General features: G+C 63.3%; 21 protein-coding genes and 1 tRNA gene. 13 read left to right on the top strand and 9 right to left on the bottom strand.

The features are described 5' to 3' along the window. Positions 1–2 precede the first annotated feature (2 nt). The gene (tyrS, locus tag ACD578_RS10810) at positions 3–1,265 is read right to left on the bottom strand and encodes a tyrosine--tRNA ligase (RefSeq protein WP_404292944.1); all 1,263 of its coding nucleotides are present in this window, start codon (positions 1,263–1,265) and stop codon (positions 3–5) included. Positions 1,266–1,780: 515 nt separating this feature from the next. On the opposite strand from tyrS, the gene ACD578_RS10805 reads away from it, so the two are divergent. Then, on the top strand, positions 1,781–3,442 hold the full coding sequence (locus tag ACD578_RS10805) for a calcium-binding protein (RefSeq protein WP_404292942.1): 1,662 nt from the start codon (positions 1,781–1,783) through the stop codon (positions 3,440–3,442). Between the two features lie 128 nt (positions 3,443–3,570). Here ACD578_RS10805 and ACD578_RS10800 read toward each other — a convergent pair whose 3' ends face one another. Beyond that, positions 3,571–4,227, bottom strand: coding sequence for an alpha/beta hydrolase (locus ACD578_RS10800; RefSeq protein ID WP_404292940.1), 657 nt, complete (start codon positions 4,225–4,227; stop codon positions 3,571–3,573). 233 nt (positions 4,228–4,460) lie between these two features. Here ACD578_RS10800 and ACD578_RS10795 point away from each other — a divergent pair, with 233 nt between their 5' ends. The 6 genes from ACD578_RS10795 to ACD578_RS10770 all read left to right on the top strand — a co-directional run bounded on the left by ACD578_RS10795 (position 4,461) and on the right by ACD578_RS10770 (position 11,110). Next, complete coding sequence (locus ACD578_RS10795; protein ID WP_404292939.1) at positions 4,461–5,633, top strand: cysteine desulfurase family protein; 1,173 nt, start codon at positions 4,461–4,463, stop codon at positions 5,631–5,633. 70 nt (positions 5,634–5,703) lie between these two features. Then, a complete protein-coding gene (gene sufB / locus ACD578_RS10790; protein ID WP_404292937.1) occupies positions 5,704–7,176 on the top strand; it encodes a Fe-S cluster assembly protein SufB in 1,473 nt (490 codons plus the stop codon). 116 nt (positions 7,177–7,292) lie between these two features. Further along, positions 7,293–8,045 (top strand): Fe-S cluster assembly ATPase SufC, encoded by a 753-nt coding sequence (sufC, locus tag ACD578_RS10785; RefSeq protein ID WP_404292935.1) that lies wholly within the window; start codon positions 7,293–7,295, stop codon positions 8,043–8,045. Between the two features lies 1 nt (position 8,046). Continuing rightward, on the top strand, positions 8,047–9,360 hold the full coding sequence (sufD, locus tag ACD578_RS10780; protein WP_404292933.1) for a Fe-S cluster assembly protein SufD: 1,314 nt from the start codon (positions 8,047–8,049) through the stop codon (positions 9,358–9,360). A gap of 120 nt (positions 9,361–9,480) precedes the next feature. Then, complete coding sequence (locus tag ACD578_RS10775) at positions 9,481–10,716, top strand: cysteine desulfurase (RefSeq protein WP_404292931.1); 1,236 nt, start codon at positions 9,481–9,483, stop codon at positions 10,714–10,716. A gap of 19 nt (positions 10,717–10,735) precedes the next feature. Continuing rightward, positions 10,736–11,110 (top strand): SUF system Fe-S cluster assembly protein, encoded by a 375-nt coding sequence (locus tag ACD578_RS10770; RefSeq protein WP_404293782.1) that lies wholly within the window; start codon positions 10,736–10,738, stop codon positions 11,108–11,110. Between the two features lie 138 nt (positions 11,111–11,248). Here ACD578_RS10770 and ACD578_RS10765 read toward each other — a convergent pair whose 3' ends face one another. Then, a complete protein-coding gene (locus tag ACD578_RS10765; RefSeq protein ID WP_404292930.1) occupies positions 11,249–12,013 on the bottom strand; it encodes an SDR family oxidoreductase in 765 nt (254 codons plus the stop codon). 185 nt (positions 12,014–12,198) lie between these two features. Further along, positions 12,199–14,085, bottom strand: a complete 1,887-nt coding sequence (gene ybaL / locus ACD578_RS10760) for a YbaL family putative K(+) efflux transporter (protein WP_404292928.1) — start codon at positions 14,083–14,085, stop codon at positions 12,199–12,201. Between the two features lie 170 nt (positions 14,086–14,255). Between ybaL and ACD578_RS10755 the strand changes: the two genes are divergently transcribed. Next, the gene (locus ACD578_RS10755) at positions 14,256–14,636 is read left to right on the top strand and encodes a HesB/IscA family protein (RefSeq protein WP_404292926.1); all 381 of its coding nucleotides are present in this window, start codon (positions 14,256–14,258) and stop codon (positions 14,634–14,636) included. Between the two features lie 3 nt (positions 14,637–14,639). Further along, positions 14,640–15,032, top strand: a complete 393-nt coding sequence (locus ACD578_RS10750) for a TfoX/Sxy family protein (protein ID WP_404292924.1) — start codon at positions 14,640–14,642, stop codon at positions 15,030–15,032. Here ACD578_RS10750 and ACD578_RS10745 read toward each other — a convergent pair. Further along, complete coding sequence (locus ACD578_RS10745; RefSeq protein ID WP_404292922.1) at positions 15,025–16,506, bottom strand: DEAD/DEAH box helicase; 1,482 nt, start codon at positions 16,504–16,506, stop codon at positions 15,025–15,027. The two genes, ACD578_RS10750 and ACD578_RS10745, sit on opposite strands and share 8 nt — an antisense overlap. 302 nt (positions 16,507–16,808) lie before the next feature. Here ACD578_RS10745 and ACD578_RS10740 point away from each other — a divergent pair, with 302 nt between their 5' ends. Both ACD578_RS10740 and ACD578_RS10735 read left to right on the top strand, forming a co-directional pair. Next, positions 16,809–17,393: an alpha/beta fold hydrolase gene (locus ACD578_RS10740; protein WP_404292920.1), complete on the top strand. Its 585-nt coding sequence runs from the start codon at positions 16,809–16,811 to the stop codon at positions 17,391–17,393. Positions 17,394–17,703: 310 nt separating this feature from the next. Beyond that, positions 17,704–18,342, top strand: coding sequence for an outer membrane protein (locus ACD578_RS10735; protein ID WP_152712385.1), 639 nt, complete (start codon positions 17,704–17,706; stop codon positions 18,340–18,342). Positions 18,343–18,504: 162 nt separating this feature from the next. Here the strand turns inward: ACD578_RS10735 and ACD578_RS10730 are convergent, their stop codons facing one another. The 3 genes from ACD578_RS10730 to ACD578_RS10720 form a co-directional block, all read right to left on the bottom strand. Further along, a complete protein-coding gene (locus tag ACD578_RS10730; protein WP_404292918.1) occupies positions 18,505–18,816 on the bottom strand; it encodes a hypothetical protein in 312 nt (103 codons plus the stop codon). A 353-nt stretch (positions 18,817–19,169) separates the two neighbouring features. Continuing rightward, a complete protein-coding gene (glnA, locus tag ACD578_RS10725) occupies positions 19,170–20,579 on the bottom strand; it encodes a type I glutamate--ammonia ligase (protein ID WP_404292916.1) in 1,410 nt (469 codons plus the stop codon). A gap of 70 nt (positions 20,580–20,649) precedes the next feature. Then, a complete protein-coding gene (locus tag ACD578_RS10720) occupies positions 20,650–20,988 on the bottom strand; it encodes a P-II family nitrogen regulator (RefSeq protein WP_036360409.1) in 339 nt (112 codons plus the stop codon). A gap of 178 nt (positions 20,989–21,166) precedes the next feature. Here ACD578_RS10720 and ACD578_RS10715 point away from each other — a divergent pair, with 178 nt between their 5' ends. Then, positions 21,167–22,654, top strand: a complete 1,488-nt coding sequence (locus ACD578_RS10715; protein ID WP_404292914.1) for an NAD(P)H-hydrate dehydratase — start codon at positions 21,167–21,169, stop codon at positions 22,652–22,654. On the opposite strand, the gene ACD578_RS10710 is transcribed toward ACD578_RS10715, so the two are convergent. Continuing rightward, positions 22,647–23,987 (bottom strand): multicopper oxidase family protein, encoded by a 1,341-nt coding sequence (locus ACD578_RS10710; RefSeq protein WP_404292912.1) that lies wholly within the window; start codon positions 23,985–23,987, stop codon positions 22,647–22,649. The two genes, ACD578_RS10715 and ACD578_RS10710, sit on opposite strands and share 8 nt — an antisense overlap. Before the next feature lie 172 nt (positions 23,988–24,159). On the opposite strand from ACD578_RS10710, the gene ACD578_RS10705 reads away from it, so the two are divergent. Next, a tRNA-Leu gene (locus tag ACD578_RS10705) sits at positions 24,160–24,244 on the top strand. Positions 24,245–24,260: the final 16 nt, after the last annotated feature.

Genomic DNA, 24,260 nt, shown 5'->3' with positions numbered 1-24,260 from the left:
GGTCAGACGGCGCGCAGGAGAACGTGCTTCTTCTTGCCGAAGGACAGCTTGATCACGCCTTCTGCCGTAATATCCGAAAGGCTCAAGGTGCCACGCTCGTCCGAGACGGTCTGGTCGTTGACCTTCAGGCCGCCGCTCTTCACCTGCCGGCGCGCCTCGCTCGACGAGGGCACGAGCTTCGCGTAATCGGGCCCGAAGGCCGCCAGGATGCCGAGGCCTCCCGCGAGGACATCGGTCGCGATCTCGACCGTCGGCAGGCTTTCCGCCAGCGCTCCCTGCTCGAAGGTCTTGCGCGCGGTTTCCGCGGCCAGCTCCGCAGCCTCGCGGCCGTGGAGGAGGGCGGTGGCTTCCGTTGCGAGAACCTTCTTCGCCTCGTTGATATCCGCGCCCTGGAGCGCTTCGAGCCGCGCGATCTCGTCCATCGGCAGGATGGTGAAGAGCTTCAGGAAGCGGCCGACATCCGCATCCTCGGTGTTGCGCCAGAACTGCCAGTAATCGTAGGGGCTCAGCATGTCGGCGTTGAGCCAGACCGCGCCGGATGCGGTCTTGCCCATCTTGGCGCCGGAGGCGGTGGTCAAAAGAGGGCAGGTGACGGCATAGAGCTGCGGCGTGCCGAGGCGGCGGCCGAGATCGATGCCGTTGACGATGTTGCCCCATTGATCCGAGCCGCCCATCTGCAGCACGCAGGCGTAGCGCCTGTTGAGCTCCACGAAGTCGTAGGCCTGGAGGATCATGTAGTTGAATTCCAGGAACGACAGTTCGTGCTCGCGCTCGAGGCGCAGCTTCACGCTGTCGAAGGACAACATGCGGTTGACCGAGAAGTGACGGCCGACATCGCGCAGGAACTCGATGTAGTTGAGCCTGGTCAGCCACTCGGCATTGTCGGCCATCATCGCATCGATCTTGCCTTCGCCGAAACTGATGAAGCGCGAGAAGACCGTCCTGATGCTCTCCTTGTTGGCTTCGATCTGATCGACGGTCAGCAGCTTGCGGCTCTCGTCCTTGCCGGAAGGGTCACCCACCCGGGTCGTGCCGCCGCCCATGAGCGTGATCGGCTTGCCGGCCCCGGTCTTCTGGAGCCAGTGCAGCATCATGATCGAGAGCAGATGGCCCACATGCAGGGACGGCCCGGTGCAGTCGTAGCCCACATAGGTCGTCAGCCGGTTCTCGAGGGCCGCGGCATCGATCCCCTCGAAGTCGGAGGTCTGGTGGATGAAGCCTCGCTCGGTGAGCACCTTCAGGAATTCGGAACGTGGCGCGTTCATGCGGGCCTCTTGCTTTGTGAGATAGCGGAAACAGTGGCTTTGGTGCCGGGCTATCGCATCCAGACGTTATGAGTGACCTATGGGAAGTGGCACGGCTGTATCGGTGGACGTCAGACCGAGCCCGCGCCGTCATAGCACGAAGGGGCTCGCCGACAACAGAAATCAGGTTCCTGCGACCGGAGCGAATCGTTGATCAGAGGCAGCATAGGTCGATGCCGTGTTCTTGGAAGCAACAGAGCCTCACAGGTCGGTCCCGTCCAATCTCAAGTTGCATCCGGCGGTTCGGAAGCGATCAGCCGATCTTATGAGACGTAGCTTTCTTTCATAGGTTTTCTCGTTCGCGCGAACCGAGCGGTTGCAATCAGGAAGCGTACCTAACCGCATGTGCCACAGCGCACTTTGAAGATGCGATGTTATGATGCAACATTACAATGGTCGCGCAGAGAATGCGCGGCTTCAGTGGCAAGGCGGGTCGCTCCTCGACAGAGGTGGATCCGCACATACGGGGGTTCACGATGACATTCTCGCTTGAGCAGGCGTTAGAGGCGTTCTTCAACAACAGTGGCGGCGGAGGCGCCGGGTATGGCGGTACCTATGTCGTCTCTGGCCCGATTACCGGCGGAGGTTCAAGTTCCGGCAATGGCGGAGGCGGCGCAGGAGGGACGACGAACGACGGTGACACCAACGGCGACGGCGTGCCCGACGGCCCTAACGGCCCAAGTGAATCTGATGAGGGAACAGACGTTCCGACCGTAGGCTATGGCGAATACATCTACATGACCTTCATTGACCCGTATGAGCCGATCCCTAGCTATGCGATTTGGCAATACGGACAAGAAAGCACCTGGACCGTCCTAGACAACCCGCAGACTCCGATCTGGGATGATTCAGACACCTATGAACCCTATCGCCTTTTCTACAATGACAGCTCGCTCGCTTGGCATACGATCAATCACCTGTTTCCGGAGCTCGTTCCGGAGCAGCCGGATGATCTGCCAGATTTGAGTTCCCCGTCGCAAGATCTCTGGAACGGTTATCAAAAGGGCGTCCTTATTATCCCGGGAGAAGGCAGCTCAAATATTGTCATAACGACCAGCTTCGGTACGGCGGGCAATGACGCGTTGTCAGGCGGCGGAGCTTTATTCGGTGGCGCCGGGAATGACGGTCTCACCGGTTCGGCAGGCGCCGACATGCTGTCCGGCGGCACGGGCCACGACTGGCTCGACGGTGGCGTGGGCGGTGACGTGCTCGACGGCGGCGAGGGCTGGGACGTGGCCTCCTATATGAGCGCCACCGGCGGCATCACTGTCGATCTGACCAGCAATGCGAACAGCGGCGCGGCTTCCGGCGACACGATCCTCAACATGGAAGTGCTGCAGGGCTCCAACTACGCCGACATGCTCACCGGCATCGACCGCGGCAACGGCAGCGGCGTGCAGCTCTACGGCGAGGGCGGCGACGACGGGCTCACCGGCAAGGCCGGCGGCGATGCCCTGTTCGGCGGCGCCGGCAACGACTGGCTCGACGGCGGGCCGGGCGGCGACATCCTCGACGGCGGCGCCGGCTGGGACGTGCTCTCCTACCAGAGCGCCACCAGCGGCGTGGTGGTCGACATGACCACCAACGCCAATGGCGGCGCGGCCACTGGTGACGTGATCTCCAACATCGAGGTGCTGCAGGGCTCGAACTTCGCCGATACCCTGACCAGCCTCGACCGTGGCGGCGGCTCAGGCGCGCAGATCTACGGCGAGGGCGGCAACGACACGCTGCTCGGGAAGGGCGGCGGCGACTACCTGTTCGGCGGCGCCGGCAACGACCTGCTCGACAGCGGCTTCGGCGGCGATGTGCTCAACGGCGGCATCGGGGCGGATACGTTCCGGTTCTCGACGGCGCTCGGGGCCGGCAACGTCGACACGGTGCAGGACTTCTGGGTCTCCCAGGGTGATCGGATCGTGCTGAGCCGGCAGGTGTTTGCGGCGGCGGGCTACGATGCTCTGGCGAGCGCGGCCTTTGCGCTCGGGACAGCGGCGACGACGGCGGCGCATCGCATCGTGTACAACCAGAGCACGGGCGATCTGTCGTACGATGCCGACGGAGTGGGGGGCGTGGCGGCGATCAAGTTCGCCGTGATCGCCACCCATGCGCAGCTCAGCGCCGCCAGCTTCCAGATCCTGTAAGACAACGATCAGGCTGCAGGCTCGCGCCTGCCGCTCGACAACAACCACATGGGGCGCGGCTACCGCCGCGCCCTTCGCGTGAGAGGTGTTGCCGTTTTTACCCGCCCTTCGTGATCGAACGGCGCTGATCAGGCCGCCTCTTCCGTGGTTCCCAGGCGCTTGTTCAGGTACTCGTCGACGGCGACCATCAGCTCGTCGACGCGACCATCGAAGAAGTGGTTGGCGCCGTCGATCACGGCGTGTTCGAGCTTCACGCCCTTCTGGGTCTTCACCTTCTCGATCACGCTGACCACGTCCCTGACCGGGGCGACGCGATCCTCCGAGCCGTGCACGAAGAGGCCGGAGGAGGGGCAGGGAGCGAGGAAGGAGAAATCGTAGCGGTTGGCCATGGCGGCGATCGAGATGAAGCCTTCGATCTCCGGGCGGCGCATGAGGAGCTGCATGCCGATCCAGGCACCGAAGGAGACCCCGGCAATCCAGCAGGCGCGGGCGTCCGGATTCATGGCCTGGGCCCAGTCGAGGGCTGCGGCGGCATCGGAGAGCTCGCCCTGGCCGTGATCGAAGGCTCCCTGGCTGCGGCCGACGCCACGGAAGTTGAAGCGCAGGACCGAGAAGCCCCGCTTCACGAAGTCATAGTACAGGTTGTAGACGATCTGGTTGTTCATCGTCCCGCCGAACTGCGGGTGCGGGTGCAGGATGATGGCGATGGGAGCGCCCTTTTCCTTGGCAGGCTGGTAGCGTCCCTCGATGCGACCGGCAGGACCTGTGAAGATGACTTCAGGCATATACGCGAACCTCTTGCTCACCTCTCGATCGGGAGAGGGAAAACCCCGTAACGACCTTGACTTCAGGTCGCGAATTCTCCTAAAAGAACCCTTAGAACTATTCTAAATTGTTCCAGTGTTTCATTTCTCCCTGGCTGTTTGGCCACCGGGGAAACATCGGACAGATGTGGTTGCGGTGCTTTAGCACGGCAACCAGGGTCGATTGCAAGAATTTCGTGAGGTTCCAAGTAGCTATGGCGTCCAGCCAGCGCACATATCTCGATCATAACGCGACTTCGCCCCTGCGGCCCGAGGTCGCCGAGGTCGTCCTGCGCGCTCTCCAGCTTCCTGGAAATGCCTCGTCGGTCCATGCCGAGGGTCGCGCCGCGCGAGCCGAGATCGAGTATGCCCGCGAAAAGGTGGCCCGTCTCGTCGGTGCCAGGGCGAAGAACGTCGTCTTCACCAGCGGTGGGACCGAGGCTGCCAACCTCGTTCTGGCGCCAGGCTTCCGTCGCCTGGGGCAGGGGGGAGCGACGAAACTCCTGGTCGGGGCCGCCGAGCACCCTTGTGTCCTCAACGGCCATCGCTTTTCCTCTGATACTGTCGACATCATTCCTGTCGACAGCCGTGGAATCCTTGATCTTGCCTGGCTCGAAGCCCACTTGGAGAAGGCGGGGGATGAGCGGGTTCTGGTCTCCATCCAGCTCGCCAACAACGAGACCGGCGTGCTGCAGCCGGTGGCCGAGGCCGCCCGACTGGCTCACGAGTATGGCGGATTGATCCACACCGATGCGGTTCAGGCGGCCGGCAAGATTCCGGTCGACATCGCCGGGCTCGGCGTCGACGTGATGACGCTCTCCGCCCACAAGATCGGCGGGCCGAAGGGAATCGGGGCTGTGATTCTGGCCTCCGACCAGTTCGAGATCGCCGAGAAGCTGATCCGGGGCGGTGGCCAGGAGAAGGGTTTCAGGGCCGGCACCGAGAATGTGGCGGCCATTGGAGGCTTCGGTGCTGCGGCCGAGCTGGCGCTGGCGAGCCTTGAGCAGGAATCCGGGCGGCTTGGGGCCTTGAGGGCCGAGGCCGAGGTGCAGGTCCGCCGGATCGCGCCCGATACACTTGTTGTGGCTTCCGCAGCTGAGCGGTTGCCTAATACTTTCGCCTTTGCCATACCCGGCCTCAAGGCCGAGACGGCATTGATCGCCTTCGATCTGGCAGGGGTGGCCCTGTCCTCCGGTTCGGCCTGCTCGTCCGGAAAGGTCAAGCGATCGCATGTGCTCGACGCCATGGGCGTTGAGCCCGCCCTTGCTGAGGGCGTTTTGCGTGTGAGTTTAGGGTGGTCGACCACGCATGAGGACGTGATCCGCTTTGCGGAGGCGTGCGAAAGGGTGGTCGACACCTTATATAAGCGGAAGGCGAGCGCGGCCTGAAAGAGGCCTCACCCGCATTTCCAAGTCATCAACCCGCGGCCCTTGAAGCCGTGAGCGGTGGGAGAGACAGATGCCTGCAGTGCAGGAAACGATCGATCAGGTCCGTTTGATCGACGTCGATCAGTACAAGTACGGCTTCGAGACCGAGGTCGAAATGGAGAAGGCGCCGAAGGGCCTCTCCGAGGATGTGATCCGCTTCATCTCGGGCAAGAAGGGCGAGCCGGAGTGGATGCTCCAGTGGCGCCTCGATGCCTACAAGCGCTGGCTCACCATGAAGGAGCCGGACTGGGCGCGCGTGTCGTACGACAAGATCGATTACAACGACATTTATTACTATGCCGCGCCGAAGAAGAACCCGGCGCCGAAGTCTCTCGACGAGGTGGATCCGGAGATTCTCAAGACCTATGAGAAGCTCGGCATTCCACTGCGCGAGCAGGAGATCCTGGCCGGTGTCGAGCCCGCGCGCCGGGTCGCCGTGGACGCGGTGTTCGATTCCGTTTCGGTCGCGACGACCTTCAAGGAGGAGCTCGCCAAGGCCGGCGTGATCTTCATGCCGATCTCCGAGGCGATCCGGGAATATCCGGACCTCGTGCGCCAGTATCTCGGCACGGTCGTGCCGGTGACTGACAACTTCTTCGCCACCCTGAACTCGGCCGTGTTCACTGACGGTTCGTTCGTCTACATCCCGCCGGGCGTGCGCTGCCCGATGGAGCTGTCGACGTATTTCCGCATCAACGAGAAGAACACGGGCCAGTTCGAGCGCACCCTGATCATCGCGGACAAGGGCTCCTACGTCTCGTATCTCGAGGGCTGCACGGCTCCGAAGCGCGACGAGAACCAGCTTCACGCCGCCGTGGTCGAGCTGATCGCGCTCGACGATGCCGAGATCAAGTATTCCACGGTCCAGAATTGGTATCCGGGCGATGCCGAGGGCCGGGGCGGCATCTACAACTTCGTGACCAAGCGCGGCGACTGCCGGGGCAAGAACTCGGTCATCACCTGGACCCAGGTCGAGACCGGCTCGGCCATCACCTGGAAGTATCCCTCCTGCATCCTGCGCGGCGACAACTCGCGCGGCGAGTTCTACTCGATTGCCGTGTCGAACGGAAAGCAGCAGGTCGATTCCGGCACCAAGATGATCCATCTGGGTAAGAACACCAAGAGCCGGATCATCTCGAAAGGCATCGCAGCGGGCAAGTCCGAGAACACCTATCGCGGGCTCGTTTCAGCGCACCGCAAGGCGACCGGCGCGCGCAACTTCACCAACTGCGACTCGCTCTTGATCGGCAACCAATGCGGTGCGCACACGGTGCCTTACATCGAGTCGAAGAACGCGTCCGCCGTGTTCGAACACGAGGCGACGACATCCAAGATCTCCGATGATCAGATGTTCTACTGCCGGCAGCGCGGCCTCTCGGCGGAGGAGGCGACGGCGCTCATCGTGAACGGCTTCGTGAAGGACGTGCTGCAGCACCTCCCCATGGAGTTCGCGGTCGAAGCGCAGAAGCTGATCTCGATCTCGCTCGAAGGCTCGGTCGGTTAATTCAGGAAACAAGACGTGGGTACCCGGGACAAGCCCGGGCATGACGCGAAAATCTTCTAGGCCCGTCATAGCCGGACTTGATCCGGCCGCCCACGCTCAAACATTGGAAGTTTAAAATGCTCGAAATCAAGAACCTGGTTGTCCAGATCGAGGACAAGCGCATACTCAACGGCCTCAACCTCACTGTGAACAAGGGTGAGATGGCGGCCATCATGGGACCGAACGGATCGGGCAAGTCGACCCTGTCCTATGTGATCGCCGGCAAGGAGGATTATGAGGTCCTCGACGGCGAGATCCTGCTCGACGGCGAGAACCTGCTTGAGATGGAAGCGGACCAGCGCGCCGCAGCCGGCGTGTTCCTGGCCTTTCAGTATCCCCTGGAGATTCCTGGCGTCGCGTCGATGACGTTCCTGAAGGCCGCTCTCAACGCCCAGCGCAAGGCGCGCGGCGAAGAGGAGCTGACCACGCCGGACTTCATCAAGCGCGTCAACGTCGCAGCCACCCAGCTTGAGATTCCGAAGGACATGCTCAAGCGCGCACTCAATGTCGGCTTCTCTGGCGGTGAGAAGAAGCGCATGGAGATCCTGCAGATGGCGCTGATGCAGCCGTCCTTCTGCATTTTGGACGAGACCGATTCCGGCCTCGACATCGACGCGCTTCGTATCGTGTCCGAAGGCGTCAACGCCCTGCGCTCACCCGACCGCTCGTTCCTCATTATCACCCACTACCAGCGCCTCCTGAACCACATCGTGCCCGACACCGTGCACGTCATGTCGGGCGGCCGCATCGTGAAGACGGGTGGCAAGGCGCTGGCTCTGGAACTCGAGGCGACCGGTTACGCCGATTACCGGGAAACTGAGGCTGCTTGAAATGGCTGACGTCACTCTCATGAAGACGCCGGCGGAAACCGCGCTGGTGCAGGCGTTCGAGAGCGCCAAGACGGCGCTTCCCGGCGAGGCTGAGTCGCGTGCTCAGGCCTTCGAGCAATTCACCCAGCGCGGCCTTCCGCACCGCCGGGTCGAGGAGTTCAAATACACCGACTTGCGGGCTTTGCTGCGCGAGGTTGCGCCTTTTGCGGGCGTGCCTTCGGCCGACGAGGCCAAGGCGGCGCTGGCGAGTGCAAAGGCCCTTGCAGGAATCGAGGCACTTCAGGTGCCGTTCGTGAACGGTCATTTCGTGCGCGAGGCCGTGGACTTCCACAATCTGCCGGAGAACGTCGAGATCGTTCCTCTGGCCGAGGCTCTGGCGAATGGCCACGAATGGCTGTCGCGCTTAAGCCCTGTGCCGTGGGCGAACGACAATCCGGTCTACCAGCTCAACACGTCCTTCATGGCCGATGGCGTCATGATCCGTGTGGCTGGGCCCGTTGAGGTGCCGGTCCACCTGCGCTTCGTTACGGCGGCCAGTTCCGCCGTTGCCACCGCGACCCGCATTCTCGTGGTCGTGGAGGAGGGCGCATCCGTGACCCTGCTCGAAACGCACGAGAGCACCGATGGCGCCAACCATCAGCCGAACGACGTGATGGAAGTGATCGCCGGTGACCGCACGAATGTGCAGCACGTGCGTGTGAACGCTGAAGGCGACAAGGGTCTGGCTCTGTCGACGCTCGCCGCCAAGATCGGCGGAGAGGCCGTGTTCAACAGCATCAACGTGACGGCGGGATCCGCGACCTCGCGGCATCAGGTTTTCGCCATTCTCGATGGCGAGAACACGAACCTGCGAGTCAACGGCGCGACGATGCTGAAAGGCGCGCAGCACGGCGATTCCACGCTTGTGGTCGAGCATGCGGCTCCGCATTGCGAGAGCCGCGAGCTGTTCAAGACCGTGATCGACAACGAGGCGACCGGAGTCTTCCAGGGCAAGATCATCGTTCCGCATCACGCCCAGAAGACCGACGGTCGCATGATGTCGGCGGCACTCCTCCTCGCGGAGGGCGGTTCCATGAACAACAAGCCGGAGCTCGAAATCTTCGCCGACGACGTGCAGTGCGCCCACGGCGCCACCTGCGGTCAGCTCGACGAGGATCTCCTGTTCTACCTCATGGCCCGCGGCCTGCCGAAGAATGTGGCCGAGAGCCTCCTCGTTCAGGCGTTCCTCGGCGAGGCGCTGGAGTTCGTCGAGAACGAGGCTGTCCGCGAGTCGCTCGTCGGCACGGTCGAGAGCTGGCTGAAGGCTCGCTCGTAAAACTCATCTCGTCATGGCCGGGCTTGTCCCGGCCATCTCGACCAGAAAGGCACGACGCCTCTCCGATCGGGATCACCGGCACGAGGCCGGTGATGACAATGGAGAGGGAAGCATCACGCAATGAACGCACCTGTGAAGCCATATGACGTCGAAGCGATCCGGGCGGAGTTTCCGATCCTGACGCAACAGGTCTATGGCAAGCCGCTCGTCTATCTCGACAATGCCGCCTCGGCCCAGAAGCCGCGCGCGGTGATTGACGCGATGGTGAACACCATGCAGACGGGCTACGCCAACGTTCATCGCGGCCTGCATCACATGGCGAACGTGGCGACCGAGGGCTTCGAGCGTGCGCGGGAAACCGTGCGAGAATTCCTCAACGCCGAGTCCATCGACGAGATCGTCTTCACCAAGTCGGCGACGGAAGCCTACAACCTCGTGGCCGATTCCTTCGGCCGCATGGCCATCGGGGAGGGCGACGAAATCATCCTCTCCATCATGGAACACCATTCCAACATCGTGCCCTGGCATTTCCTGCGCGAGCGGAAGGGTGCGGTGATCAAATGGGCACCGGTAGACGATGAGGGCAACTTCCTCATCGATGAGTTCGAGAAGCTCATCACGCCTCGCACCAAGATCGTCGCCATCACGCATATGTCGAACGTGCTCGGCACGGTGACGCCGATCAAGGAGATCATCCGCATTGCCCACGCGCACGGGGTTCCCGTTCTGGTGGACGGGGCCCAAGGCGCGGTGCATCTCCAGGTCGACGTGCGCGATCTCGATGCGGATTTCTACGTCTTCACCGGACACAAGGTCTATGGGCCCACGGGCATTGGCGTCCTCTACGGCAAGCGCGAATGGCTCGCGAAGATGCCGCCCTATTCGGGTGGCGGCGAGATGATCCGCGAGGTGCGCCAGGACGCGATCACCTACAACGACCCGCCGCACAGGTTCGAGGCGGGAACGCCCCCGATCATCGAGGCTATCGGCCTCGACGCGGCCCTGCGGTTCATGATGCAGCTCGGGCGGGAGAACATCCAGGCACACGAGGCGGCGCTCTCGGCCTATGCCCATGAGCGCCTCGGCGCCATGAACTCGGTGCGCATCATCGGCCGCGCCAAGGGCAAGGGCGCCATCCTGGCCTTCGAGATGAAGAACGCGCATGCCCATGACGTGGCGACCGTCATCGACCGGCAAGGCGTGGCAGTCCGGGCCGGCACCCATTGCGCCATGCCGCTGCTCGAGCGCTTCGGCGCAACCTCGACCTGCCGCGCTTCATTTGGTCTCTACAACACGATGCAAGAAGTCGATAAGCTGGCGGATGCCCTGCAGAAGGCGGAAGCCCTGTTTGCTTGAGGATTGACCTGTGAATGACATGACCCCGACCCAGGATGGGCCCAACGCGCCGCAGGTGTCCCCGGGCTCCACGATCCCGCCGGAAGAGCTCGACCGCATGACGGATGACATCATCGCGGCGCTCAAGACCGTCTACGATCCGGAAATCCCGTCCGACATCTATGAACTCGGCCTGATCTACCGGGTCGACATCGATGACAACCGCAACGTCACCATCGACATGACCCTGACCGCGCCCGGCTGCCCGGTTGCTGGCGAGATGCCGGGCTGGGTGGAGAACGCCGTGTCCACGGTTCAGGGCGTCCAGAGCGTCCAGGTGAACATGGTCTTCGATCCGCCGTGGGATCAGAGCCGCATGTCCGACGAGGCCCGCGTCGCGCTCGACATGTGGTAAGCCTAACAGGCTGCACCTTTCAATCGCATCGCATCATGGCCGGGCTCGACCCGGCCATTTTTCGTTCGAGCACCATTGTCCTTCCGGGGGCCTTCCGGGGCCGCGCCGGAGGTGCGCCCCGGAAGGACGGGTAGGCACTCACGTCCGGTTGATGGAAACGCCTCCATCGACCAGGAGAGCGGTTCCCGTCGTGAAGCTGGAGGCATCTGAGGCGAGATAAAGCGCCGATCGGGCGATCTCCTCGGGACGAGCCCGCCGCTTCAGGGCGTGCAGGCCCTCGACGAAGGCCAACGCCTCGGGTGTGCTCACCCAGGCTTCCGCCAGAGGCGTATCCGTGCCGCCGGGCAGCAGGGCGTTGACGCGGATGCCCTTGGGACCGAACTCGCTGGCAAGCGATTGCGTGAGTCCGATCAACCCGGATTTGCTGGCCGCATAAGCTGCCACGCCCGGCATTCCGGCCGTGTAGCCGACGAAGGTGGAGGTGAAGATGAGGGAGCCCCCGCCGCGGTCGAGCATGGCCGGAATCTGGTGCTTCGCACCCAGAAAGGCGGCCGTGAGGTTGATCGCGAGCGTCTCGTTCCAGCCGGAGAGCGACAGGCCCGGTGTCGGCCCCATCTCGCCATTCGTGCCCGCATTGTTGAAGGCGATGTCGAGCCCACCGAATTGACGGATCGCCGTGTCAACGAGCGTTTGTGCCAGAGCCTCGTCCCTGATGTCTCCGGCAACGGCAATGGCGCGTCCGCCATCCCTTTCGATCTCGGCAACGAGCGCGTGCAGCGCATCGGACCGCCGTGCCGTTACGATGACGTTCGCACCTTCCCGCGCAAACAATCTGGCGGTCGCATAGCCGATTCCGGAGCTTGCTCCCGTCACGATGGCGGTCTTGTTCATGAGCGTGGTCACGGTGAATCCCTTCCTTCATGAGCTCAGTGCTCGGGATTGGGATCTCAAATCGCGCCTTCACTTCCGACCCGTTTCCTGCGCCCGATTTCTGTGATGAAAGCGACGCGATACCGGAGCGGCCGACGTGCCCGGGTCAGCGCCTGCAGGTTCGGAACCGGGTGCCTGACAACGGAAGGGGACCCGTCTCAGCGCCCTGGCTCGCTCGCAGGCTGGTGCAATGTCCCTTGTTCCGGCGCGCTTGCGCCCGTTTGATCGGAACGGGTTTCAGACCGGAGCCCGTGCGTTGATGGCTCTTCAGTACAGTCGTGCTCCGATCCACTCCCATCCTGATCATCGTCAGCGATCTCGCCCGCCTCCGCGACGGAGGACAGCACGGGATCGCGAGGGGCATCCGGCACGGAGGCGAACATCGCCCGGGCGATTTCCTGCTCTCCCATCACGACCTTCGTCGCGCCGTACTTCTCGACATGCTCTTCCTGCGCTGAGGAATGCACGCGCACGATGATCGGAAGGTTCGGGCTGATCCCGCGGGCCTGTTCCACCACCTGACCGCTTTCGAACGCGTCCGGGATGGCGACCAGGAGACACCGGGCTGCCTTGACGTTGGCGGCAGCGGCGATCTCCGGATCGGCGGCATTGCCGATAATGATCGAATGGTCGTCCATGTGGAGATCGGACACCTGATTCTTGTCCATTTCGATAACCAGGAACGGCGTTCCTGAAGAAACCAGCTTGCGGCTGATGAACTTGCCGACCCGGCCATGTCCCACGAGGATCACGTGATCGGTCAGAGGCGTGACCGGAAGAGGCTCCCGTGCGGCGGCGGCTGCCGCTTTCTCAGCGGCAGCCGCTTCTTTCTCGGCCGCGATGGCCTCGGCCTTCGCGGTTTCCCGTCTCATGAACCAACGGTCCAGCAGGGTGAACAGGAAGGGATTGACGAGGATCGACAGGATGGCGCCCGCGAGGATCAGGTCGCGGCCCTGTTCCGGCAGAAGCTGAAGGTCGACGCCGAGGCCGGCGAGGATGAAGGAGAACTCGCCGATCTGGGCCAGACTCGCCGCGATCGTGAGGGCCGTGGAGTTCGGGTGGCGGAAGAGCCGGACGATGGCGAAGGCGGCGAGCGACTTCCCGACGACGATGATCAGGAAGGTCGCAAGGACCGGGCCGAACTCATTGATCAGGATCATCGGGTCGAACAGCATGCCGACCGAGACGAAGAACAGCACCGCGAAGGCGTCGCGCAAGGGCAGGGTTTCGGAGGCCGCCTGATGGCTGAGTTCGGACTCGCTCAAGACCATGCCGGCGAAGAAGGCGCCAAGGGCGAAGGAAACACCGAACAGCTCCGCCGCCCCGAAGGCAGCGCCTAGAGCTATGGCGAGCACCGCCAAGCGGAAAAGCTCACGGGAGCCGGTATGGGCGACGTAATGCAGAATCCATGGAATGACCCGGCGTCCGACGATCAGCATGATCGCCACGAAGGCAACAACCTTGCCGAGCGTGATGCCGAGGGAGATCACGATGGATTCGATATCGGCAGAGGCGCTGGACGTGGCCTCCGCGAAGGCGGGCAGCAGCACCAGCGTCAGGACCATGGCCAGATCCTCGACGATCAGCCATCCGACGGCGATATGGCCGCGCTCGGTTTCGACGAGCCGGCGTTCCTGGAGAGCCCGCAGCAGCACGACCGTACTGGCGACGGAGAGCGCCAGGCCGAAGACGAGGCCGCCGCCGATGCTCCAGCCCATCAGCCAGGCAAGCCCCATGCCGAGTGCCGTGGCGCTGGCGATCTGGACCATCGCGCCGGGAATCGCGATGGCCTTAACGGAGAGGAGATCCTTCAGCGAGAAATGGAGGCCGACGCCGAACATCAGCAGGATCACGCCGATCTCGGCGAGTTGGTTGGCGAGCCCCTGATCCGCCACATAGCCGGGGGTGAAGGGCCCGGCGAGGACGCCGGCCAGCAGGTAGCCGATGAGCGGGGAAAGGCGGAACCGATGTGCGACAGCGCCGAGAGCAAATGCCAGAACCAAGCCGACGACAATGGTTGATATCAGCGGCGTGTGATGCGGCATCTGCTCTCCTTTAGATAGGTTATTTCGGGGCGGGATATTCCCGATATGGTCGACCTCGGCCGTTGCGGCAACCAGGAACGGTCTCGACGTTTGCCCTTTCACCTCTTATCTATAGAGAAACGAACTCGTTCTGCCCGGGCCTTGAACCCGGCTGTCAGGAGAGAAGGCTTATGGCACTACCCGGATTCAAGGTCGTCACCGTGACCGACGCGGCGGCGAACCGCGTCAAGGACATCATCGGCAAGGCGGACCGTCCCATCGTCGGCGTCCGCGTTGGCGTCAAGAACGGCGGCTGCGCTGGAATGTCCTACACCATGGAATATGCGGAAAGCGTCAGTCCGCTCGACGAGGTGATCGAGGACAAGGGCGTGACCGTCCTCATCGACCCCAAGGCCGTGTTGTTCCTGCTCGGCACGGAAATGGATTTCCAGACGACCAAGATGTCGTCCCAGTTCGTCTTCAACAATCCCAACCAGACCTCGGCCTGCGGCTGCGGCGAATCGGTGGCGATCACGCCCGCTACCCCTGGCGCACTCCAATCGGCCGGTTAAGCCGTGGATGCCGAGGATCTTCGTGATATCTTCCGTGGTCTCGGCCCCGTTCAGATCCGCCGGATGTTCGGCGGGCAGGGCGTTTACCAGGGCGAACTGATGTTCGCCTTGGTCGCTTCCGACGAGCTTTACCTCAAGGTCGACGACGAGAGCATCGGGTTCTTCCGCGACCTGGGCTCGCGCCCTTTCGCCTATGAGACGCGTGATCGCCGCAAAAGCGTCATGAGCTATTGGCTCATGCCCGAATCGGCCCTCGACGATCCCGACGAGGCGGCCGAGCTTGCAAACATGGCTCTGGCGGCAGCCCGGAGGGCGAAATCCGCCCAACCGCGAAAAGGCGGCAAGGGCGCGCCGCGCCGGCGCGCTCGGACAAAGGCGTCCGAGCCCGTTACTTAGCCTTCTTGGCCGTCACAGGTCGCATGAGGAAGGCCGGCACGTGATCGCCGAGACCGATCACCGGCTCATCCGTGTCCTCGTCCCGACGCGAGCGTCCCTGATAGCCACGGTCCGACGAACGCTCATTGCGCTCTTGCCGGGGCCTGCGGCTCTGTTGCTCCTCGCGCGGAGGCTGGCGCTCCTCGCGCGGAGGCTGGGCCGCGCGTGCGACAGGAGCCACTTCCCGCGGCTCCTCCGTACGTCCGCGGCTCCGGTCCGACGACCGAACCTTGACCTTGCGCCCGCGCGAGCGCTCGTCGCCCCGGCCGCTGCGACGGCGGGAGGAGCCTTCTGATTGCGGACGCTCGGCCAGAGTCGGGCCCTGCCACTCGACCGGCTGGCCGATCAGCTTTTCAATGGCAGCCAGAGATTTCTCCTCGCCCGGGCTCACGAGTGTGAAGGACTGACCCGAACGTCCCGCCCGGCCTGTGCGGCCGATCCGGTGCACGTAATCCTCGGCGTGGTGCGGAATATCGTAATTGAACACATGGCTGACGGCCGGAATGTCCAGGCCGCGGGCCGCCACGTCGCTGGCCACCAGGATGGGCATCTCTCCCGTACGGAAGCTATCGAGCGCCGCCATGCGGGCATGCTGGTCCATGTCGCCGTGAAGAGCGACCGCTGCAAAGCCGTGGTTCTGCAGGGAGCGGTGGAGCACGGCCACGTCGCGCTTGCGGTTGCAGAAGACGATGGCGTTCTGGAGATCCGTGGCGTTCCGGATCAGCTCCCGCAGGGTCTCGCGCTTCTCGTAATCCTCGCGGCCTGTCGCCACGAGGCGCTGCGTGATCGTCGAAGCGGTCGAAGCGGCGCGGGCGACCTCCACCTTCACCGGATTGTGAAGGAAGGCGTCGGCCAGGCGCTGGATCTCCGGCGGCATGGTCGCGGAGAAGAACAGAGTCTGGCGAGTGAAGGGCACGAGCTTCACGATGCGCTCGATGTCCGGAATGAAGCCCATGTCGAGCATCCGGTCCGCCTCGTCGATCACGAGCAGCTCGACACCGGTGAGCAGGAGCTTCCCCCGCTCGAAATGGTCGAGCAGGCGGCCGGGGGTCGCGATCAGCACGTCGACGCCCCGGGTGATCTTGGCATCCTGATCTCCGAAGGACATGCCGCCGATCAGCAGGGCGACGGAAAGGCGATGGTTGATCCCATACTTGTCGAAGTTGTCCTCGACCTGAGCCGCCAGCTCGCGGGTCGGCTCGAGAATCAGTGTGCGGGGCATGCGCGCACGGGCCCGGCCGGATTCGAGCAGGGTCAGCATCGGGAGCGTGAAGGCCGCCGTCTTGCCCGTGCCGGTCTGGGCGATGCCCAGCACGTCGCGGCGTGAGAGGACATGAGGAATGGCCTGGGCCTGGATCGGCGTCGGCTCCGTGTATCCAGCGGCAGCGACGGCCTGTTGAACTTTATCGCTAAGTCCGAGTTCGGCGAACGACATGAATGCTAATTACCGTTGAGGGCTAGGCGCGCTCTAAAGTGCCGGCCGCGCTCTACGGCAACAAACAGGCGCGAGACTGGTTTCACCTGAGGCTCTTGCTCAAGTTGAGGAGTGGCGGGACCATAGGACAAGCTATGCGCTTGTCAATCCAGGGAAACTTGCCGAGAGACGACAAAGGACGGATTGAATGGCTGAAACACTTGTTCTGATTCCCGGATTGGCTTGCACCGCGCGGCTTTTCGAGCCCCAGATCGCCGCCCTGTCAGCAGGACGCACCATCGTCGTCGCGGATCATACCCAGGATGATTCTGATTGCCGCCATCGCCGCGCGGCTTCTGCGCGAAGCGCCTGGCAGGTTTGACCTCGCGGGGCTCTCCATGGGCGGATACATTGCCATGGAGGTCATGCGGCAGGCGCCGGAACGGGTGGAGCGGCTTGCCTTGCTCGACACGAGCGCGCGTCCCGACACCACGGAGGCGAGCCAGGACCGCAAGCGGCTGATTGCACTGGCGGAAGCGGGCCGCTTCGAAGAGATCCATTCCGCGCTCTGGCCGCGTCTCGTCCATCCCGATCGTCGGGACGACCAGGCTCTCCAGGATATTATGTTCGGAATGATGCGGGCAACCGGTGCCGAGGCCTATATCCGGCAGCAGCGGGCGATCATGGCGCGCGCCGACTCACGCCCTTTGCTTCCGGGAACCGAGATCCCGACGCTGGTGCTGGTCGGGGAGAGCGATGCCATCACACCGCCGGAAATTGCCCGGGAGACGGCCGAGATGATCGAATGGGCTTCCCTGGTCGTCGTTCCCGAGGCCGGACACATGTCGACTCTCGAGCAGCCGGAACGGGTAACCCAGGCCCTGCAATTGTGGCTGGGCCAGAATTAACCATCGATCTGCTCACTGCTTGCGAAGCTCCCGAGAAACATGGTCAATGATTGGTTACCGGTCCCGGCAGGCGCCGGGCACTCGTCCAGAGGCGCGAATAACTTCTTGAAATGATAGGCATATCGCGAGTTCAGGATCGTGGAAGAGAGGGCTGTCGCTCCCGCGGTGCGGGAGTAGGATCCGCCCATCTTCGGTTGCGGACGCGAAAAGCTGCGCTTCTCGCCTTAACTGTGGCAGGAAAGTGACAGACGCTTGGTCAAGTCTAGGCTACAAGCTGCATCACATCCTTCTAACAGACGGACGAAGACAAATGAAAAAGATCCTCCTCTCCTCGGTTGCTCTGCTCGGCCTCGCCTCTGGCGCCATGGCTGCTGACCTTCCCTCCCGCCGCGCTCCGGCTCCGATCATTGCCGCTGTTCCGGTCTTCACCTGGACGGGCTTCTACGTCGGTGTGAACGCCGGCTACGGCTGGAACGCCAATGACAGCATCACGGTCGGCGGCGTGCGCTTTGACCTCGACGACGAAGGCGGCTTCGTCGGCGGCGCTCAGGCTGGCTACAACTACCAGATCGGCTCGTTCGTGGTCGGTCTCGAAGGCGACATCCAGTACGCCGACTTCGGTGGCGACGACCGCTTCGACTTCGATCGCGACGGCATCGCTGACGACGACTTCAACAACAGCGACTGGTTCGGCACCGTGCGTGCTCGCGCCGGTGTGGCCTTCGACCGCGCCCTGATCTACGCCACCGGTGGTTTCGCCTTCGCGGACGACGCCACGGGCTGGACCGTCGGTGGTGGTCTCGAGTACGCCTTCACCAACAACCTGTCGGCCAAGGTCGAAGGCCTGTACGTCAACCTCGACCAGGACGACAACTTCCTGGGCATCGACAGCGACGCCGAGTTCGGTGTGGTTCGCGCCGGCCTGAACTTCCGCTTCGGCACCTACTAAGATCCGTCTCCTCGGAGACAGACAAGGCCCGGGTCAACACCCGGGCCTTTTTCGTTTTGCACTGTGAAGATGCCTCGCATCACGGATAATAGACAGTATCGGCTCTGCGGGAATTTTCGAAGCGCAAGAAACCCTCTCCGGCTCGTGGGAACTCAAGCGCTTTCAAGCCGGGTGAATTTCGCTCAAGGTGAAAGGGTTCGCGTAATCTGAACCCATTGCCGGAAGGCTCGCTGTTGAGCCGAGGCATCTCAACATGGCGACCAGATAAAAGATTGCGATGGACGCGATAAAGAGGTCGGACGCCGTGGCGATGTTCTCCACCAGGCCTGTCCGCTCCCTGTTGCGCCGGTGCTGCAGGCCTGTGAGACCGTAGAAAACCGCGCCGACAATCGCGGCAGGCATTATCGAATCGGTCCAGTAAGTTGAGAGAAGTGCCAGCAGCGCAATCGAGATATTGCCGAAGCGCAGCTCCATGACGATCTTGCGCGCATCCGGATCGGTAAGTTTGAAGATCGCTTCGGCCGTGAGGGCTGGATTGAAGATCTGGCAACGGCCCGGCGAGCATGAGCCGAACTCCCACGGCCCAGAACACCAATCATTTCCGATCAGGAAGCCAAGGGCAGGAGCCCCGTGGTCGGGATGATCAGTCCTAAATACATCGAGGCTCCCTCATCGGAATGCGCGTCGCGAACTCTCCCGGCCTGACTTTGCGTGGAAAGCGAAGCCTTGTGACCTGCTCCGACGCAGACAACAAAAAAGCCGGAGCTCGATGAGCTCCGGCGAAGGAAGGCCGCCGTTGAAGCGACCGGGAGGAAAGTCTGTTCCCGTTAGACGGAGTAGTACATCTGGAACTCGACCGGGTGCGGCGTCATCTCGAAGCGAGCGACCTCCGCCATCTTCAGCTCGATGTAGCTGTCGATGAAGTCGTCGTTGAAGACGCCGCCGGCCTTGAGGAACGCGCGGTCCTTGTCGAGGCTGGCGAGAGCTTCGCGGAGCGAGCCGCAGACGGTCGGGATCTTCTTCAGCTCGCGCGGAGGAAGATCGTAGAGATCCTTGTCCATCGCCTGGCCGGGATCGATCTTGTTGATGATGCCGTCGAGACCGGCCATCAGCATCGCCGCGAAGGCGAGGTACGGGTTGGCGGTCGGATCGGGGAAGCGAACCTCGACGCGCTTGGCCTTCGGCGAGGTCGTCCACGGAATACGGCAGGAGGCCGAGCGGTTACGGGCCGAGTAGGCCAGCAGCACCGGAGCCTCGTAGCCTGGGACGAGACGCTTGTAGGAGTTCGTCGACGGGTTGGTGAAGGCGTTCAGGGCCTTGGCGTGCTTGATGATGCCGCCGATGTACCACAGGCATTCCTGGGACAGGTCGGCATACTTGTTGCCGGCGAAGAGCGGCTTGCCGCCCTTCCACAGCGACTGGTGCACGTGCATGCCCGAGCCGTTATCGCCATAGACCGGCTTCGGCATGAACGTAGCGGTCTTGCCGTAGGACTGGGCGACATTGTGGATGCAGTACTTGTAGATCTGCATCTCGTCGGCAGTGCGCACGAGGGTGTTGAACTTCGTGCCGAGCTCATGCTGGGCGGAAGCCACCTCGTGGTGGTGCTTCTCGACCGTCACGCCCATGGCCTTCATGGCAGCCAGCATCTCGCCGCGCATGTCCTGAGCCGAATCCAGCGGCGGAACCGGGAAGTAGCCGCCCTTGGTCGGGATGCGGTGACCGAGGTTGCCGCCCTCGTAAGACGTGTCGCCGTTGGTGGGCAGCTCGGAGGAATCGAGCTTGAAGCCGGTGTTGTAGGGGTCGGCCATGAACTTCACGTCGTCGAACACGAAGAACTCGGCCTCGGGGCCGACATAGACCGTGTCGGCGATTCCCGTGGACTGCAGATAGGCCTCGGCTTTCTTGGCGATGCCGCGCGGGTCGCGGTTATAGGGCTCGCCGGTCGCCGGCTCGAGAATGTCGCAGTTGATCGTCATGGTGGACGCCGAGAAGAACGGGTCCATCTGGGCCGTCGTCGGATCGGGCATGAGGGTCATGTCGGATTCGTTGATCGCCTTCCAGCCGGCGATGGACGAGCCGTCGAACATGATGCCGTCGGCGAACATGTCCTCGTCGACCATCGAGACGTCGAAGGTCACATGCTGCCACTTGCCGCGCGGGTCGGTGAAACGGAAGTCGACGTATTGGACGTCGTTATCTTTGATCGCCTTGAGCACATCCTTGGCGGTCTGCATGATCGTCTGGTCCTCTTCTGCCCTTAGAGATTGTCCTTGGCCCGAAAGGCCTCGGCTTGGGAAAGCGAGCTTAGATCGCGTCGGATCCAGTCTCGCCCGTGCGGATGCGAACGGCCTCTTCGACCGTCGAAACGAAAATCTTGCCGTCGCCGATGCGCCCGGTCTGAGCGGCTTTGCGAATGGCCTCGATGGCGCTCTCGGCCATCTCGTCATTCAGGACGATTTCGAGCTTCACCTTCGGCAGGAAGTCCACGACGTATTCCGCACCGCGATAGAGCTCAGTATGGCCTTTCTGTCGGCCGAAACCTTTCGCCTCGATCACGGTAATGCCCTGGAGGCCAACTTCCTGGAGAGCTTCTTTGACTTCATCGAGCTTGAAGGGCTTGATGATGGCTTCGATCTTCTTCATCCCGGTCAACCGTTTCGTTCGAGGTTTTGCCGCTTTTAGCACCAGCCAGAAGGGCCTTCCATGCGTTCGTCGATTCAAAGCAGCCCATTTTGCCGACTTGAGAGGCATATTATGATCAAAGTTTGTGCAGTTGCGAAAATCGTCGCCAAATCCTCGAAAACGGGCCCATTTTGCTCCCATGACAGCCCCTGAACTCGTTCTGACCCCATCCGAGATGAGGCAAGCCGACCTGGAGGCCATCAGGAGGGGCACTCCCGGCATCGAACTCATGAGACGGGCGGGGCGCGCCGTCGCCGATTCTGCCGAAAAATTAGTCTCCAGAGGAGCCCGGATCGTCATTGTCGCCGGGCCTGGGCAAAACGGGGGCGACGGCTTCGTCGCAGCCGCCATTCTGGTTGAACGGGGCTACCGGGTGAGCCTCGGCTTCCTGGGGACTTTGAACCGCCTGACGGGAGATGCAGCGGAAGCGGCGCGGGACTGGAAGGGAGAGGTCGGCCCAGCCGAGGATGCTCCTTTCCAGGAAGCAGACCTCATCATCGATGCGCTCTTCGGCACCGGTTTGTCCCGCAATCTCGATGGCGCGGCGCGGCATGCCGTCGATCGCATGAACGGTTCGGAACGCCCGATTCTGGCCGTGGACCTTCCCTCCGGCATCGACGGCGACACCGGCGAGGCGCGGGGCATTGCGGTGAAAGCTGCCTGCACGGTCACCTTTGCCGCCCGCAAGCCTTGCCACCTCCTGATGCCGGGACGGGCCTTCAGCGGGCCCGTCGAGGTGGCGGATATCGGGATCGGACGGGAGATTCTCGCAGCCAAGGGCGGGAGCCTCTTTGCCAACAACCTCGCTCTCTGGCTGCATGCGCTGCCGAAGCCGGGGCTCTCCTCCCATAAGTATGAGCGCGGCCACACTCTCGTCGCGTCGGGCGGCGCGACCCGGACGGGCGCGGCGCGGCTGGCGGCTCGGGCGGCCCTCAGGATCGGCTCCGGCCTCGTCACGGTGGCTTCGCCACCGGAGGCGATCGGGGTCAATGCCGCCCACCTGACCGCCATCATGCTTAAGGGCTGCGACGGCCCCGAGGGGCTACACACCATTCTTCAGGATGCGCGCCTCAACGCCCTCGTCCTCGGGCCGGCTCTAGGCGTCCATGCGGGCACACGCGCCATGGTCGCCGTCGCCGTCCAGGCGAGGCGGAGCCTCGTCCTGGATGCCGATGCGCTGACCTCCTTCGAAGGCTTGGCGTCGGAGTTCCACGGGGCGTTCCGTCACGCCCCGACGGTGCTCACGCCCCATGATGGCGAGTTCAACCGCTTGTTCAAAGGCCACCCGGACATGCTTGATCCGGAATCAAAAATCGAAAAGGCCCGCCGTGCCGCCGCCTATACCGGAGCCGTGGTGCTGCTGAAGGGGGCGGACACCGTGATCGCCGCTCCCGATGGCAGGGCGGCCATCAACGAGAACGGCACGCCGTACCTTGCGACCGCCGGCTCGGGGGATACGCTCTGCGGCCTCATTGCAGGATTGATGGCGCAGAATGTATCTGCCTTCGAGGCGGCTTGTGCCGGGACCTGGATCCACGCCGAGGCCGGAGCGAGCTTCGGTCCGGGGCTGATCGCCGAGGACTTGGCGGAACTGGTGCCAGGAGTACTGCGCAGCTTGCTCAAGTAACCTCGATCCAGGTCCACAGACCCGCGTCGAACCGTTCCAGGACGGTCGAGGCGATCAGCCACTTGCCGGGATTGTCGGCCACGAAGGCGATCCGAATCGTCTTGTTCTCCGGCACCTGCACGGTATCGAGGAAGTACGGCTCCCAACCGTCATCGAGGGGATGCAGCAACCGGAAGGAATGGCCGTGCAGGTGCATGGGCTGGACGAAGGCCGTCTGGTTCGTGAGCGCCAGCACCACCGGGGCGCCCCGCTTCACCTTGACCAGGGGTGGACCCGAGGGGCTTCCCGCCGCGCCGTTGATCGTCCAGGAACCATTGGGAGCCTTTGGATCTCCCTTGATTGTCACGTCCTTGCGGGTGGCGCTCTGAAGCTTGATGGCCTCGGGCAGCTTCGGATTGGGCGGCAGCGGGGTGATGGCGGGCAGTTCAGGTCCCTTGTCCCCAGCGGTCATGATCTCGACGAGCGGCATCCCGTCTCCGATCAGGGCCATGACGGCACCGGCCGTTCCCGCCTCGGGGGCGAGGTCGACCAGCAGGTCGTAGCGGGTGCCGGGCGCGAAAGGCAGGGAGGCTTTGAGTGGCTCGAACGTGCTTGTCGGCTGGCCGTCGATGGCGATGACGTAGGCTTTCAGGCCATCGAAGCGCAGGCGCATGGTCCGGGCGTTGCAGGCATTGGCGAGGCGCAGGCGCAGGCGCCCGCCAGGGAGCGCCTCGATCCGCTGCGGCGCCCCGTTGCCGTTGACGCTGAGCCAGCTTCCAAGCCGCCCGGCGGGGGCGGCTTCCGTTGGCTTCTCGAAGGGAGCGAGAGACCCGTCATCGTTCAGGCGCCAGTCGTCGACGAGCAGGGCGAGGTCCTGATCGACCTGCGGCGAATGTGGCTCCTCCACGATCAGGAAGCCCGAAAGGCCGCGTTCCGCGGGCTCGGCGCTGCCGCCAAGAACACAGGGGCGGATCAGGAAGGTGCCGGCATCGGGCGGAGTGAAGCGGTACTCATGGCTTTTTCCGGGGGCAGCCGGCTCCTGGGTCAGGCCACCGACCCCATCCATGGCATTCGGACCTCGCACGCCCTGGAAATGAAGTGACAGGGGCAGGGCGGTCTCGTTCTGCAGCTTCAGGCGGAGTTCCGATCCGTGCTTGATGCGCAGAGCGGAGCTCAGGCTCCCATTGAAAGTCCAAATGTCTGCCTCAGCGACCGCATCCGGGCGGAGCTTCTTCGGCGTAAGCTTTGCCGTCAGGACCTGTTCGGGGCCGTCCGGGATCTGGGCCCGTGACTCGCGGGAGAGGGCGACCAGGGTCGTGGCGAGACCGGCGGTGACGGCGCGGCGGGTGATCATGAGGGCAGGCTCGTCTCAAGGCTTGCAGATGCTGGCATCGGTACAGCGTTGAACGTGAACGGCCAAGATTGGTTGCCATTTGGCCGCACACGAACTTTTTTGATGCACGCTTCGTCAACCATGCTATAGAGCCGCGTCCCGGAAGAGGGGTGCGCCCGCGCGCCGCTCCCGCGCGGGCGTGGCGGAATTGGTAGACGCACTGGATTTAGGTTCCAGCGACGAAAGTTGTGGGGGTTCGAGTCCCTCCGCCCGCACCAATCCCGCCAGGGTTGG

Source organism: Microvirga sp. RSM25, from assembly GCF_044784385.1.
Classification (GTDB): Bacteria; Pseudomonadota; Alphaproteobacteria; order Rhizobiales; family Beijerinckiaceae; genus Microvirga; species Microvirga tunisiensis.
The sequence above is the reverse complement of the archived record's forward strand: the minus strand, read 5'-3'. Positions and strand labels throughout refer to the sequence as shown.